Genomic DNA, 14344 nt, shown 5'->3' with positions numbered 1-14344 from the left:
GAAGAGCTTGACCCACGGCAAGCTCAGAGCGCGGAAACCCAGGCGATCACCATCGGGACAGTCAAAATGGAGACTATGGTGGAGATCAAAATGGCCGCCGAGGCCCGGTGCGGTGCCACGCCGTAATGCTGTGCCAGCATATAGACATTGCCGGCCACCGGCAGTGATGCGGCAGCAATGGCGACCATGGCCGAAAAGTTGGTGACAGGCAGCAGATAGAGAACGCAAAAGGCAACGCAAAGCGGGTGCAGCACCAGTTTGGCAAAGCTGAGCCAGACGGCAATCTGCATACGTTCGGCAGATTTTGACGCCAGTGAGGCGCCAATGGCGAAAAGCGCACCAGGGGTAGCCGCGCCGCCCAGGATCGACAGGAAATCATTCATTGGCACTGGAATGGGCACTTCGGCCGCAGACCAGGCAAGGCCTGCACAAATAGCCAAGATCATAGGGTTGCGCAGAAGGCCCAAGAGCACCAGACGCAGCGTGCCCAGACCCAGCCCCGTGCCGCGCCCGAGGTTGATCAGGATCACGATCAATGAGGAAAATACCACAAGATCAACACTTAGAACCACCATCATCGGGGCGATGGCGGCCTCGCCAAACAGCATGGCCATCATCGGCAGGCCAAGGAAACCCACATTGCCGATGGCGGCGCATTGGGCCTCGACGGCTGAGGTAGGCATGTCCAGGCGGCGCATAAGCGCCACGAGGGTGACCAAGAGATAGACAGCCATTGTTCCTGCCAGGTAGGCCAGAACTAAGTCAGGATCAAAGATCTCCGCAAAAGAGAGATTGGCGGAAAAGCGAAAGATCATCGCTGAAAGTGGGAAGAAAAATACGAACTTGGTCAGATAGGCAGTGGCCTCTTCTGTGAAGAAGCGGGTCCGGCCCGCCCAATAGCCCAAGCCGATGATTGCAAAGAAGGGCAGTGTTCTGAAGAAAATGTCAGCCATCGAAACGAGTGGTAGCGGCTGTGGGTGAAAAGGCAAGGTGGAAGGGCCGGATTTACTTGAAAATCCAGGCGGTGTTTGGACAGGGGGGGCTCCCGCCCGTCGTATGGGCATCATAGATGCCCGTCTCCCGTTGGGGCCAGCGCCGCGCTGACGCGCGGCGTGGGCCATATTGCTCTGGAGCGTCTCGATAGAGGCCGGACCAGAGCGGCGAAGTTCCTCGTATTTACAAATATTTCCTTGGGCTGCCCTCCCTGTTCTGTGGTCCCCGTAGCATCAGTCGGTGCCGCGCCGCGTGTTAGCGCGGCGCCACCCCCAACGGCCCTTGCCTTCACCAGAAGGCAGAAAGGGTGGGCGGGAGCACTCCCTTTCCGTTGTTGCCTCTTCTTCCGGGTGTAACAGAGATGGTAAAGAGAAGACTGTTGCCTCTGAGCGCTCTCGGCTAGACTGGGTGTTCCAGCCCGCCAGAGCCATGAGGTCAGCTATGAACGAACACGCCAGTATTCTGCGCACCGGTCGCAAGTTCGATCAGGTACTGAAAGGCGCGCGAGAGGTGTTTCTGGCAGATGGGTTTGAGGGGGCCAGCGTCGACGATATCGCACGCGCGGCCGGGGTCTCCAAGGCGACGCTCTATAGCTATTTTCCGGATAAACGTCTGTTGTTCATGGAGGTCGCCCGCAGCGAATGTGCTCGACAGGCGGACGCGCCAATGGATCTGGCGACCTGCTCCAGCACCCCGCGTCAAATTTTGCGGGCTGCAGCCGGGCATATCCTGTCTATCAGCCTATCTGACTTTGGCATGCGGATGTTTCGTATCTGCGTGGCTGAGGCAGATCGCTTTCCTGACCTTGGGCGCCAGTTTTATGAGAGCGGCCCATTGTTGATTCGCGGCAAAATCCGCGACTATCTTTGCAGTGCCGCCGCTCGGGGCGAGTTGCAGATAGAGGATTTTGACCTCGCCGCTGATCAGTTTGCCGAACTTTGCCGCGCAGATCTGGTGCCGCGTTTTCTGTTCAATATCGACACGCATTTTTCTGGTGAAGAACGCAACAGGATCATTGAAGGCGCTGTTGAGACTTTTCTGGCCCGCTACGCCGCGCCCAAGACCTGAGGGCCGGCCTGTGTCTCAATGCGTAATCGCTCGGTTTGGTGTTGCGCGATAGGTTTGATGGCAGCTGTGACAGGCCTGAACCATCGCAGGAAGGCTGCGACGTAGCCCATTCACAGATCCGACGTTGATCTGTTTTGCCGCCTGTCGGGCCGCTTGGGCGCGGGTCTCAAAATCCTGCCAGCGGGTCCAGATCTCCGGCTGGGCGTGGGAATTTGGCTCAATTCGCTGTTTTGCAAAATGCCGGGGGATTTTTCGGGTGTTTTCTATCAGCACGCGCCGCGCCGCCTTGGCTGTCTTGGGATAAAAGGTCCGACGCCCAGCCATCATGTCACTCAGGGTTAGTAACGCTGCTTTTTGTTCGCGCATCAGCGCCAGACGGGCGCGAATGTCTTTATCTGTGATGATCGCGCTGCCTGCATTGAGATCGGCGCTGAGCATGCCCAAGCAAAGACCAACCAGGCCGAGACCTGCGAACAGTTGAATACGTCTGTGCCCTAGGCGCGCAGCGTACTTGCGGCGTTTCAGAGGTCGGAGCAGGTTGAGCCAGTAGATCATTCGAAGGCTCCAATTGGGGAGGTGCAAGTCGGCCGTTTGGGCACAGGGGGTGGCCGCTGTGTAATCCAAGTCTGTTCAAAGAGATGGGACAGATTGCTGCATCGTTCAACGGAGCACCCTAGGGCGCCGCTTACGTGAAACGGGTGTCCAGCCTTAACACTCAGAGTGCGGTGTATTGGGCTCATTGCCTGTGTCTCGCCTCTTTTTGGGGCCTCGTGCCAGGGCCGTACGGATCTAGCGACTGTTGCGAGGCGGGGTGTGCGGCGCATTGGCCAGGGTTGAGGAAGTTTCCACCACTCAGGTTATTTTCGCGTTAAATGGCCAGCGGGCTTAGCCGCAATCCTGATCGTTCGTTCCAGAGCGAAGGGATTTCTGTGGGCAATTTTGCGATGCAGGGGTAACCTTGGGGCATGACCACGCCACGTTTCGATATCATTGGGCAAGCCCTGAGCGATGCCAGCCGTACCCGGATGCTCTGTGAGCTGATGGAGGGGCGTTCCTTCACCAATAAGGAGCTGGCCTCAGCCGCAGGGATTACCCCCCAGACTGCCACTGCGCATCTGCGGATGCTGCAGAACGCTGGGCTGGTGCGCGCCGAGAAACGCGGCCGCTGTGTGTTTCATCGCTTGGAAAATGCTGAGATCGCCGGGGTGCTGGAGCAGCTGGCGGCCCTTGCTCCCAGCTCGCATCTGCATCTGGCCCAGCGGCGCAAGGCAGGTGATATTGCCCAGCTGCGCAGTTGCTACGATCATCTGGCCGGCCCCTTGGCTGTGGCGATGACTGGTCAGTTCTTGGCCCGTGGTATGCTGGTCGAGGACAACGGTGGTTTTCGCGCTTGTCCTCATGACATCTGGCACCGGCTGGGAGTAAGCCTGCCACAAAATACTGCGGCCTCAGAGCGAGGGAAGCCCTTTGTCCGCCCCTGCATGGACTGGACCGAGCGCAAGCTGCATGTTTCGGGGCCGTTAGGGAATCAGATGCTGGCACATTTCTTTGATCAAGGCTGGGTTACGCGAAATACTCACAAACGCGGGTTGCAAATCACCGGTCTGGGCCTACGGGCGATGGACGATATCCTGGGGCTATCCTGTGAGAGATCAATCAATGCTTGAAACCTTCAGAACAATCCAGTCTGGCCGTTTTTCTATCGAGCAGGGGACGCGGGTGCTGATCCAAGTACCGCAAGAGGCCGCCGAGCAGGTGCTGCAGGAGATCCTGGCGCAGGAACCATTGCACTGGGGGGATTACGACCAGGTGGCCTACACCACGATGCCCGGGGTGCAACAGTTTCGCGCTTTGCCGCAGGCTCGCAACCGTGCGACCGATATGGCGGTTGAAGTGTTCTGTGTAGAACTGCAGATCTTTGTACCCAAACAGGGGCGCGCGCTGGAGCCTCTGCTGCGGGCAATCTACCACGCGCACCCCTATGAAGAACCGGTGATCCAGCTGGTTCCGGCTGCGCGTAGCCTGCACCGGCGTGGCCAGGATGAGGCAAACCCAAATCGGTTTTGGAACCAAGAGCCTGCGGATTGGGTGCCCAGGGCCCACCGTTGACGAGTGATTTTACGCAAAGCGTCTTGATTAATGCGACCAGAGCGGCGAGTCTTGCCCTATGACTATGGATCCCATTTCGCCCAATCCGGGCGCGCCAATTCCGCAGCAAGTGGCCTTTGACCGGCGTGAAATGTCGGTAATCATGTCGCTCTATGGCCGCATGGTAGCCGCTGGAGAGTGGCGCGACTATGGGATTTCATGCCTGCGTGACCTGGCGGTGTTTTCGGTGTTTCGCCGCACCGCTGAACATCCGCTCTACCGGATTGAAAAACACCCCAAACTACGCAATCGCCAGGGACTGTATGCGGTAGTGGGCATGGACGGGCAGATCTTGAAACGCGGCAGCGATTTAAGAGCGGTGCTGCGGGTGCTGGAGCGCAAGTTGATCCGAGCTGTGAAGTAACCGCCCTTGCGGTTGGATCTGCTGCGCAGGCCTAGCCGCTTTGGGGCAGGCGCCGGTGCGCTGTGACTGGCCCATCTCCCTGATCTGCAATGCGGGCAATGGCTGCTTCCAGCGGTTCCAGCGCTACCGCCATGGCATGGACATTGGCATGCAGCAGGGTTTCAGGGTCCTGCACTAGTGCCACATGGCCTTTCCAGAACAACAGATCATTGCGCAGATAGGCGCTGCCCTTGGGCAACAGCTCCCCGAGCTCACGCTCCTGCGGGCCGCTGTCGCCGGGGCAGGCAATGCCACAGGCAAGACAGGCGGCCTGTACCAGACCTGAACAATCAATGCCAAAACGGCTGTTGCCGCCCCACAGGTAGGGCGTGCCCAGAAATCCCATGGCCACAGAGACCGGATCGTTCAGCTTTTGACCCATGGCCTTCAGGTGCACCTTGGGCACGTAGCCCTGATCGCAAACGGCAAAGCGCCCCTCAAAACCAGAGACAAGAACCTGGCTGCCAAAGCTAAGAGCGGCAAGTTCAGCAGATTTGAAATCAGCGGCGGAATAGGCATGGCTGGCGGGGGCACTGACCCAATGGCTATTGGCTTGGGCAGGGGCCAGCACCTTCTGGGGCACATAGCCTGTGTAATCATCTTTGGTCGCACGGATATGGCTCCAGCCCTGGCTTTCCTCCTGTACCTCTACTGTCTCGCCGCATAAAACCTGTCGGTCTCGCGGTCCGTCGGGTCTGCGCAACAGATCAACAACAGGTGGGGTGATGCGGGCCAAGACCGGTTTTGTCTCTGACATGGACTTCAAAGCCCGAGCAGTACGGGAAGGGCGGAAAAAAGTGCCCGGCATCCCTGTCCAGTACCGCCCTTGGGGCGGGCAGGCGCAGCGCTGGGCGTCCAGCCATAGATGTCAAAATGCATATAGCGGCTCTCGCCTACAAAACGGCGTAGGAACAGCGCCGCAGTGATTGATCCGGCAAAACCACCAGAAGGGGCATTGTCCAGATCGGCAATGCCGGGTTCGATCATGCCTTCATAGGGTGCATGAAAGGGCATCCGCCAGACAGGGTCGGCCTGCGGATCCGCACTGGCGGTGAGTGCGGCGGCATCTGCGTCATAGTCGGTGTAAAACGGGGCCAAATCCGGGCCAACGGCCACCCGTGCGGCTCCTGTCAGGGTCGCCATCGAGATCACCAGATCAGGCTCGCCTTCATCCGCCAGGGTCAAGGCATCGGCCAGCACCAGGCGGCCCTCTGCGTCGGTATTGTTGATCTCAACCGTGAGTCCCTTGCGGGAACTCAGCACGTCACCGGGGCGGAATGCATTGCCGGAAACAGAATTTTCCACCGCTGGGATCAATACCCGCAACTGAATTGGCAAACCTGCTGCCATAATCATTCGCGCCAGTCCTAGAACATTTGCGGCCCCGCCCATGTCCTTTTTCATCAAGCCCATGCTGGCACCGGGTTTTAGGTTCAGCCCGCCGGTATCAAAGCAAACACCTTTGCCCACCAAGGTTAGCTTTGGCCCGGCGCTGCCCCAGTGCATATCAATAAGGCGGGGAGCTCGGTCGGACGCGCGGCCGACTGAATGGATCAGCGGCAGATTGGCCTCCAGCAGGTCCGCGCCGCCGATTACGCCGACAGAGGCCTCAAACTCCGCCGCAAGGGCCTGAACCGCCTCTTCGAGCTGGGCGGGTCCCATGTCTGCCGCAGGCGTATTGATCAAGTCCCGCGTGAGATACTCAGCAGCGGCCAGCGCCTCAACCGCCGGGGCATTGAGGCCAGCTGGAGCAATTAGGCTTGCGGCCATTGGTGTGGCGCTTTTGTAGCGGGTGAAACGGTATTGGCTCAGCAGCCAACCGAGGCATTCGGTCGACAGGGTCTCAGCGTCGAGCTGGGCAACATTTGGGGTCCCGGTTTGCAGTTGGTAACAGCCTTTGGGCAGTTTCTCCGCCGCGCCTGCAAGGGTAAAGCGTTTGCGCCTCCGCTGAGCAACTGTGCCGTAGCCCGCCAGAGCAATAGGTGTCTCGCCGTCGCTTGCCGGAACCAAAAGAGCCTGACCTGCGCCTCCGGTAAAGCCATTGGTGGCAACCCAGTCCTGCAGGGGTGCGGACTGATCACTGAGCCAGCTTTGTAGCTGATCCTGCTCAATCAGATAGAGAGAGGTTGCCGTTGCAGTGGCAGGGGCAAAGCGAGGGGCCATGAGAATACTCCATTTGGGCGCGGCTGCCCGTAGACTATCCACCCTTCAGCTGCCTGCAAGCCCCGCTTGTGGTCCGCGCCTAGAGATTCGCTCAAAACTAACATGGTAGGCCTATTTGCAAGTAGGCGCCAGAAAGAGGCGCTAGAAACAGGCCAAGGCCGCCGGAGACCATTTGGGTCTCAAGGCGGCCTAGCATGTAGGCATTTTACACTACAAATCTGTGTTTTTCAGTCTTCCCGTTCGGTCTGGCCGTTCAGAAAGTGCGTTTGGTCGTGTCTTGGTCTTTTCCGTTTGATCTATGTGTTCAAACAGTAATGTCTTGCTGATCCCAGACGGCGGTCAGGGAACGCTCTCCGACCCGAAGCAGGCGGAACAGGATCGCGGCCACAGCCGGTGCATCCTCATTATCAATCGAAATGGTTACATCGCGGGCAATCGACGCCATGGCGCTCATCCCGATTTGTTCTGCGATTGCGATCAAGGATCGCGCATTTTTGCGCAGGTCAACCATGTTGTCCTGTCGCCAAAGTCTTTCGCAATGCGTCAGACGCACGGCCAGTTCCTCGATGGCGCGACAAACGACATCTTCGGCTCCGGCTTCGCCCAATTGTGAGTAGAGCTCGCCCAGTTTGTCTGGGTCGAGTCGCACGTTTTCTGCTTGCATGACAGTGAGTATATTAGCCACCACATTCACCCTAAATTTAATGTACCCCCACGGCACGAGACCAATTTGCCTGTCAGTGGTTGTCAAAAGGTTTCCGTCGGACTGTTCAAATCTCTCGAATTTGCTAACAATTCAGGCTATCAGCACCGCTAACACTCACAAAGGGGATGCTTTAAAATGGAATTTGCTAGACCTCTGCCCAGCTATCTGGTCACCCGCTATCACGGCTGGAAGGCCACGTCCTACGCGGAAAATCAAGGATGGTATCGCCGTCTCGCGACTGAGGGGCAGCGGCCGCGTGCGATGGTGATTTCCTGCTGTGACAGCCGGGTTCATGTGACCTCGATCTTTGGTGCGGATCAGGGTGAGTTCTTTATCCACCGCAATATCGCCAATCTGGTGCCGCCCTATGCCCCCGATGGCGATCACCACGGAACCAGTGCCACGATAGAATATGCTGTAACCGTGCTGAAAGTCTCGCATCTTATCGTTCTGGGGCATTCACAGTGTGGCGGCGTGCAGGGCTGTATTGATATGTGCAAAGGCCACGCGCCGATACTGGAGGCCAAGGAAAGCTTTGTTGGGCGCTGGATGGATATCCTCAAGCCGAAGTTCGATCTGGTGGCTGAAATCGAAGACAACGAACGCCAGGCACGGCAGTTTGAACGCCAGGCAGTGGTCGCTTCGTTGGAAAACCTGATGACCTTTCCCTTTATCGAGGAAGCCGTGAAAAGCGACAGCCTCAGCCTGCATGGGTTGTGGACCGACATCGGTGAGGGCGGGTTGGAGTGCTATGATCCCAAGGCGGATCTGTTCCAGAAGGTCTGATTGGCAGCCTGTTTCAGGAAGTGTGCCATGCGCTGATACTCTGGTTCATTCCTTTTCAATTTTACCCATATTGATGGCGGCGCGGGTGTACCCACCGGCGGCGCCATCAACAAAATGAATGTGATCATCGCGGCTGGCGGAGGGAACGATGCAGGTGAGTCTTGCCTCGTTCTGCGCATGCAGGCCAAATCGGACATGCCCGGCTGTTTGGGCCTGTTGAAGTATCCCTTGGATCTCATCGTGGAGATCTGCCGTACAATCGATGGTCATTTTTAGCCCGTCTTCGAACTTTCGATAGTCGGCGTTTGCGCTCATCACTGCAAGATAGCGGGTTGGGTCGAACTGGCCCAGGGGCTTTTTGCGGCGAAAGAGCCAGCCCGCGAACACCGCCGAGACCAACAGGCGAACCCGCTTCCACAGCAATGGCCCTGTTGCATGTGTCAGTCGTGCCTCGACATCGAGACCTTGTGGCAGCAGGGCGATGTTAGGTCCTTCTGCCGGGACCGGGTGGCCGCCCCGTGCAAGGCCAGCTGTGCGCGCCAGAATTGCTGCCGCGACCTGAGAGAACTGCGCCGCGGTCGCGGTTGATCCTGGCACCATGACCAGCGACAAGATCAACCCATTACGGGCCGGGATTGTGTTCCAGCGGCAGGACAAGCCGGTCAGATCTGGTGGCGTATCGCTGGTGTCTGCAGGAATTTCTGATTGACCCTGTTTCATCTGATCTTCAGCCCATGCGAGGCCGCCGCCTGAAAACATGGCGTAGTCCGCATTGGCAGAAACCGCGTGGCGGGCCACGGCGACGTCCAGCCCCTTTGCCCGCACGTCGCTTAGCGCGATCATCGCAACCCGCAGGGTAATGTCAAACTCCTGCTTCACCCAGCGGCGCAGGCGGGCCAGGGTGAGGCGGGCAGAGGCGGCTTGCTCTGCGGAGACCGCAAAGGAGGCTCCGTCGCCGCCAAAAATGAATGGAAAGGGGGCGCCGCCGAGCGCGTTCTGCATGGCGGCAATCACCGAGGCGCCGACCATATTCACAGTCTTGTATTTGCCGGCGGCTATCAGCCCGGTGGAATCGACGATATCGCTGCAGCAGATCACCCAGTCATCAGGAAGCGGGCTATAGGCCGAAGGGTCAGTCAGACTAGCAAAATGAACCTGCCGGGGCAGGGATTCGTAAAATTTGGGGATTTGCGTCATTTGTCCCAATCTCGGCAGTCCGGTGTCAAAACAATTGTACCCAGACTGCAAACATGCAAGCTCGCGTCGCGCACATGTGACAACAAATGTTCAATGGGCGCGCAAAAGCAAGAGATCTACCCAAAGGGAGCGTTCAAGATGCAGGCTGGATTGATCATGTTGTGCCTAGCCTATGTGCTGAGCCAGTTTTTCCGCGCTTTCCTTGGGGTGCTGACCACAGTACTGGCGCAGGATATTGGCGCGACGCCCAGTGATCTTGCTGATGCATCTGGCATGTGGTTTTTGTCTTTTGCTGCGATGCAGTTGCCAGTGGGCTGGGCGCTGGATCACCTTGGGCCGCGCCGGACCTCGGCTTGGTTGCTGTTTCTCGGCGGCTCTGGCGGCGCTGCGGTCTTTGCGCTGGCGACATCGCCCTTTCATGTCAGCATGGCGATGTTCTTTATCGGTATTGGCTGCTCGCCAGTTTTGATGGCTTCTTACTATATCTTTGCCCGTCAATACCCGGCGGCCCGCTTTGCCACCCTGGCGGCGCTGATGTTGGGCATAGGGTCGGTGGGCAATCTGGTGGCCTCTTACCCGACAGCTTTTGCGGTGGAACACCTGGGCTGGCGTGCAACGCTTTGGGCATTAGCACTGGCGTCATGGCTGGTGGCTTCGGGCATCTTTCTAACCGTTCAAGATCCGGCCAAACCTGAGGGCGGCCAGAAAGGATCGGTCATGGAACTGCTGAAAATGCCCGCGCTCTGGATGATCTTTCCCCTGATGTTTGTCTGCTATGCGCCTTCTGGTGCGCTGCGGGGGCTGTGGATTGGTCCCTATTTGAATGATGTTTACGGATTAGACACCGGTGAGATCGGATTGGCGGCTTTTGTGATGGGCGTGGCCATGGTTGCAGGGACTTTTGCCTATGGGCCGCTGGACCGGATCCTTGGCAGCCGCAAATGGGTGATCTTTGGCGGCAACGCGCTGGGCGTTCTGGGAATGGTCGCGCTGATCTTTGTTACAGGCGCACCGATTTGGATGCCTATCGCGGTGATGGCTTTTGTTGGCTTTGTGGGGGGCTCCTTCCCGGTGATCATTGCCCATGGCCGGGCCTTTGTGCCGCCGCAGCTAGTCGGACGCGGCGTGACACTGCTCAACTTTTTTGGCATTGGCGGCGTGGGAATCATGCAGTTTGCGTCCGGCAGATTACATTCGAACACGGCCGGAACGGACCCATCAGCGCCCTATCTGGTGATTTTTGGCTTCTTTGCCCTGTCTCTGACAGCAGGATGTGTGATTTATCTGTTCAGCCGCGACCGGCTGGACTGACCAGGCCCTTTATTTGCAGGGCATTTGCCTATAAGAGACCCCAGCCGGCCATAAGGCCGGGTGATACTGGAGAAACGATATGGGTTATCGCGTCGTCGTCGTTGGCGCCACAGGCAATGTGGGCCACGAAATGTTGAACATCCTGGCTGAGCGCCAGTTTCCTGCGGATGAGGTTGCCGTTCTGGCCAGCCGTAAATCGCTGGGAACCGAGGTGACGTTCGGCGAGAAGACGTTGAAGACCCAGGATCTCGACACCTTTGATTTTACCGGCTGGGATATGGCGCTTTTTGCTGTCGGCTCCGAAGCCACCAAAGTCTACGCCCCCAAGGCTGCCAAGGCTGGCTGCGTGGTCATCGATAACTCGTCGCTGTACCGCTACGACCCCGATGTGCCGCTGATCGTGCCCGAGGTGAATCCCGAGGCCGTGCATGGCTATGCCAAGAAAAACATCATCGCCAACCCCAACTGCTCGACCGCGCAGATGGTTGTGGCGCTGAAGCCTTTGCATGACCGTGCCAAGATCAAACGCGTCGTGGTCTCGACCTATCAATCGGTGTCCGGGTCGGGCAAAGAGGCAATCGATGAGCTGTGGGAACAGACCAAAGCCATCTATAACCCCACCAAAGAGGTGCCGCCAAAGGTCTACCCCAAGCAGATTGCTTTCAATGTGATTCCGCACATTGACGTCTTCCTGGACGATGGTTCCACCAAGGAAGAGTGGAAAATGGTCGCGGAAACCAAGAAAATCATCGACACCTCGATCAAGGTGACAGCCACCTGTGTGCGGGTCCCTGTCTTTGTCGGGCACTCTGAATCGATCAATATTGAAACAGAAGACTTCCTTGATGAGGACGAGGCCCGCGACATCCTGCGCGAGGCCCCCGGCGTTATGGTGATCGATAAACGCGAAAACGGTGGCTATGTGACCCCGGTCGAGTGCGTTGGTGATTTTGCCACGTTTATCAGCCGTATACGTCAGGACTCCACCATCGACAACGGTTTGAACCTCTGGTGTGTAAGCGACAACCTGCGCAAGGGTGCAGCCCTGAATGCGGTACAAATCGCTGAACTTCTGGGCCGTGAAGTGCTCAAAAAAGGCTAAAGGTTTTTACACTTTAGGTTAGGGGGCCGCTTCGCAAGAGGCGGCCCTTATTCTTTTGCAGGACTGCCCAAATCTGGCCATAAAACCCAATATCCTAAGGGTTGGATATCAAAAGGGGACGTGAGCCATGTACTCGAAAGACTTTGAACGCGAAACAGTGACAACCGGGGACGCATCCCTGCAGCAGACCGCCTGGTCCAGCGCCAGCGATCAGGACCGTATGGATACTGAAATGGCGATCCAGCTGCGTATTTTGCTGACACCGCAGTTTCAAAAGGCCAAGACCTGGTCGGAGCTGCGCAGCGGCTTAAAGGTTGCTGGTTTCTACATGAAGCGCAGCAAAGGCCATATGCACATCTATGACTCAGCCAGCCATGTGCAAATCTGTAACTGCGCTTTCCTGGGGTTCCCTTCCAAGGATTTGGAGGAGCGTTTCAAGCGGGTGCTGCCCGTGCGCAAGCCCGGGCGCCAGCTGGGTGGGGTGCAGCACTGATCTGAGCCTCGCCCGAGGTTCTGCCCGGCTGGAAGCCCCTGCGCAGATCACAACATTGCCAGCGGCAGCGCCCTATGATGGCGGCGGCCCCTGCGGATCAAAACGGTGCCAGAATGGCGCCGTTTTTGTTTTCTGCATCTGGCTGGCAGAGCTTTGGCAAATTTGTGCCAGATCGCGGTGCGCGAGCAACTGTTGCTTTCATCTGCGTTGGGAGACTCTACTATCAGGGCAATTAGGCAGGTCGGCTGCTGCCCCGGTCCGGGGCGGGCGAACAGGGCCTGCGCTCCAAACCTGATTGTGAGATATTCATGCGTTTTTCCCTTTTCTTGCTGTCGCTACTGGCGAGTTCGGTTGCCAGCCTCGCCTGGGCCGATGACATTACGGTCAACAGCAGGGTGACCGAGGTTACGGTCTACCCAATGGTTGCTGCGATCACCCGCCATGCAGAGTTTGATCTGCCAATCGGCCAGCATCGTCTGATCCTGAGCAATATTCCCTATTCGGCGGATCTGGAAACGCTGCAAATGGATCTGACCGGGGCGCGACAGACTGCGGTGTTGTTCCGTGAGGATGGCGTGCCGCCCCGGCGCGCTGACGACCCAGAGGTTCTGGCGGCTGAGGCGGTGATCAAAGAGGTTGAGACCCGTATTCAGGCGGTTCGCGATGAGGCAAGCCGGGCCGAGAGCGAAGCGGCGGCGGCCCAGACGGCGATTGGGTTTTTGCAGCAGCTGGGCAGCAATGAGGGTCTGGCAGAGGCAGGCGCGGAGGCCCTGCGCGATATCACCCGGATGATCGCAACGGAGGCCGGTGCCGCAGGCAAGCAGGCGTTGGAGGCGCAGATTCGCGCCCGCGCCATCGAGGATCAGCTGGAGGATCTTGCAGAGGAGCTGAAAGATGCTGAACGGGCCCTGGCAGCCATCGCGGTTGAGGATGCCAACCGGTACTACCTGGTGATTGAGGTGGATGTGACCCAAGCAGGGCCCGGCAAGCTGGAGCTGAACTATTTCACCAGTGGGTACGCGTCCTCGCAGCCAAGTTATGAGTGGCATTTGAACACGGGTGAGACCCCCGAGCTCGAACTGAAGCGTGGGTTCAACCTCTGGCAAGAAACTGGCGAGAACTGGTCAGGTATCGATCTGACGATATCGACCCTGGTACCGGGGGAGCGCGGGACACCTTCCCACATCAACGCCCAGCAACGGTGGCTGCAGGATCCGCGCCCGGAACCCAAAATGCGCAGCCAGGAATTTGCAACATATGATGAATCCCAAGTTGGACTTCTGGCGGAGCCAATTGTCGAACCCATCATCATGGAAGAGGCCGCTGGCGGCGTGCACTGGGGGGCGGATACCAGCGGTCCCGGGGCCACCTATCAATTTTCCCATCCTGTCTCCATTGCCTCAGGTCCGGATATTCTGAAGCTTGAGATGGACAGTCTGACCACAGAGGCCGAGCTGCTGGCAGTTGCGGTGCCGATGCGGGATGAAACCGCCTATAGGGTGGCGAAGTTTACCAATGATTTTGACGGTGACCTGCTGGAAAGCCATCGGGTGCCGATGTTTGTGGATGGCAAGTTGGTGACCTTTTCGAAGTTCGAAAGACTGGCGGTTGGTCAAGAAGCTGAACTGGGCTTTGGTGCTCTTCACGGCCTGCGCTTGACACGGGATGTCTTGCAGAAAAGCGAAGGTGAGCGTGGGGTGATTTCGCGTAGCAATCAGCAGGAAGAGGTCGTGGAGATCTCTGTGGCGAACCTGACGGGCGAGACCTGGCCGCTGCGCCTGCTGGATCGCGTGCCCTATAGCGAGCAGGAAGATCTGGAGATTACCTGGAGTGCCCAGCCAAGCGTCAGCGAGGAGAATGTCGATAAGCAGCGCGGTATCCTGGCCTGGGAGTTCGATCTGGCTCCGGGAGAGGACAAGCTGATCCGGCTGGAGACCACCTTGAGTTGGCCCGAGGGCAAGCTGCTGCGCTAAG

15 protein-coding genes are annotated in these 14344 nt (G+C 58.1%); 9 read left to right on the top strand and 6 right to left on the bottom strand.

The genetic code is table 11. From position 1 onward, the window contains the following. Positions 1-23: 23 nt before the first annotated feature. Positions 24-953 (bottom strand): AEC family transporter, encoded by a 930-nt coding sequence (locus tag MED193_RS11140; protein WP_009809827.1) that lies wholly within the window; start codon positions 951-953, stop codon positions 24-26. Positions 954-1434: 481 nt separating this feature from the next. Here MED193_RS11140 and MED193_RS11135 point away from each other — a divergent pair, with 481 nt between their 5' ends. Then, entirely contained in the window at positions 1435-2061 is a 627-nt protein-coding gene (locus MED193_RS11135; RefSeq protein WP_009809826.1) for a TetR/AcrR family transcriptional regulator, read from the top strand. Positions 2062-2076: 15 nt separating this feature from the next. On the opposite strand, the gene MED193_RS11130 is transcribed toward MED193_RS11135, so the two are convergent. Further along, positions 2077-2616 carry a cytochrome c gene (locus MED193_RS11130; protein ID WP_009809825.1) on the bottom strand — a complete coding sequence of 180 codons (540 nt, stop codon included), beginning with the start codon at positions 2614-2616 and terminating at the stop codon, positions 2077-2079. Between the two features lie 410 nt (positions 2617-3026). On the opposite strand from MED193_RS11130, the gene MED193_RS11125 reads away from it, so the two are divergent. From MED193_RS11125 to MED193_RS11115, 3 genes are read left to right on the top strand one after another with little or no spacing between them, the layout of a single operon-like run. Beyond that, complete coding sequence (locus MED193_RS11125) at positions 3027-3728, top strand: helix-turn-helix transcriptional regulator (RefSeq protein WP_009809824.1); 702 nt, start codon at positions 3027-3029, stop codon at positions 3726-3728. Continuing rightward, complete coding sequence (locus MED193_RS11120; protein WP_009809823.1) at positions 3721-4170, top strand: hypothetical protein; 450 nt, start codon at positions 3721-3723, stop codon at positions 4168-4170. Before MED193_RS11125 ends, MED193_RS11120 begins: the two co-directional genes overlap by 8 nt. Positions 4171-4228: 58 nt before the next feature. Further along, entirely contained in the window at positions 4229-4573 is a 345-nt protein-coding gene (locus MED193_RS11115) for a DUF2794 domain-containing protein (RefSeq protein ID WP_039966119.1), read from the top strand. Between the two features lie 31 nt (positions 4574-4604). Here the strand turns inward: MED193_RS11115 and MED193_RS11110 are convergent, their stop codons facing one another. The 3 genes from MED193_RS11110 to MED193_RS11100 all read right to left on the bottom strand — a co-directional run bounded on the left by MED193_RS11110 (position 4605) and on the right by MED193_RS11100 (position 7439). After that, positions 4605-5369: an NlpC/P60 family protein gene (locus MED193_RS11110; protein WP_009809821.1), complete on the bottom strand. Its 765-nt coding sequence runs from the start codon at positions 5367-5369 to the stop codon at positions 4605-4607. A 5-nt stretch (positions 5370-5374) separates the two neighbouring features. Beyond that, entirely contained in the window at positions 5375-6775 is a 1401-nt protein-coding gene (locus tag MED193_RS11105) for a M17 family metallopeptidase (RefSeq protein WP_009809820.1), read from the bottom strand. A 304-nt stretch (positions 6776-7079) separates the two neighbouring features. Continuing rightward, a complete protein-coding gene (locus MED193_RS11100) occupies positions 7080-7439 on the bottom strand; it encodes a hypothetical protein (protein ID WP_009809819.1) in 360 nt (119 codons plus the stop codon). 177 nt (positions 7440-7616) lie between these two features. On the opposite strand from MED193_RS11100, the gene MED193_RS11095 reads away from it, so the two are divergent. Continuing rightward, positions 7617-8267: a carbonic anhydrase gene (locus tag MED193_RS11095; protein ID WP_009809818.1), complete on the top strand. Its 651-nt coding sequence runs from the start codon at positions 7617-7619 to the stop codon at positions 8265-8267. A gap of 45 nt (positions 8268-8312) precedes the next feature. On the opposite strand, the gene MED193_RS11090 is transcribed toward MED193_RS11095, so the two are convergent. Further along, positions 8313-9464 carry a DUF3095 domain-containing protein gene (locus tag MED193_RS11090; protein WP_009809817.1) on the bottom strand — a complete coding sequence of 384 codons (1152 nt, stop codon included), beginning with the start codon at positions 9462-9464 and terminating at the stop codon, positions 8313-8315. A 138-nt stretch (positions 9465-9602) separates the two neighbouring features. On the opposite strand from MED193_RS11090, the gene MED193_RS11085 reads away from it, so the two are divergent. The 4 genes from MED193_RS11085 to MED193_RS11070 all read left to right on the top strand — a co-directional run bounded on the left by MED193_RS11085 (position 9603) and on the right by MED193_RS11070 (position 14343). Beyond that, positions 9603-10775, top strand: coding sequence for an MFS transporter (locus MED193_RS11085; protein ID WP_039966842.1), 1173 nt, complete (start codon positions 9603-9605; stop codon positions 10773-10775). 79 nt (positions 10776-10854) lie between these two features. Next, positions 10855-11877, top strand: coding sequence for an aspartate-semialdehyde dehydrogenase (locus tag MED193_RS11080; RefSeq protein WP_009809815.1), 1023 nt, complete (start codon positions 10855-10857; stop codon positions 11875-11877). Positions 11878-12004: 127 nt separating this feature from the next. Beyond that, on the top strand, positions 12005-12370 hold the full coding sequence (locus MED193_RS11075; protein ID WP_009809814.1) for a hypothetical protein: 366 nt from the start codon (positions 12005-12007) through the stop codon (positions 12368-12370). 308 nt (positions 12371-12678) lie between these two features. Next, on the top strand, positions 12679-14343 hold the full coding sequence (locus MED193_RS11070) for a DUF4139 domain-containing protein (RefSeq protein ID WP_009809812.1): 1665 nt from the start codon (positions 12679-12681) through the stop codon (positions 14341-14343). Position 14344: the final 1 nt, after the last annotated feature.

It is taken from the genome of Roseobacter sp. MED193, from assembly GCF_000152965.1.
Classification (GTDB): domain Bacteria; phylum Pseudomonadota; class Alphaproteobacteria; order Rhodobacterales; family Rhodobacteraceae; genus Pseudophaeobacter.
This window is presented reverse-complemented; position numbering and strand designations above follow the sequence as displayed.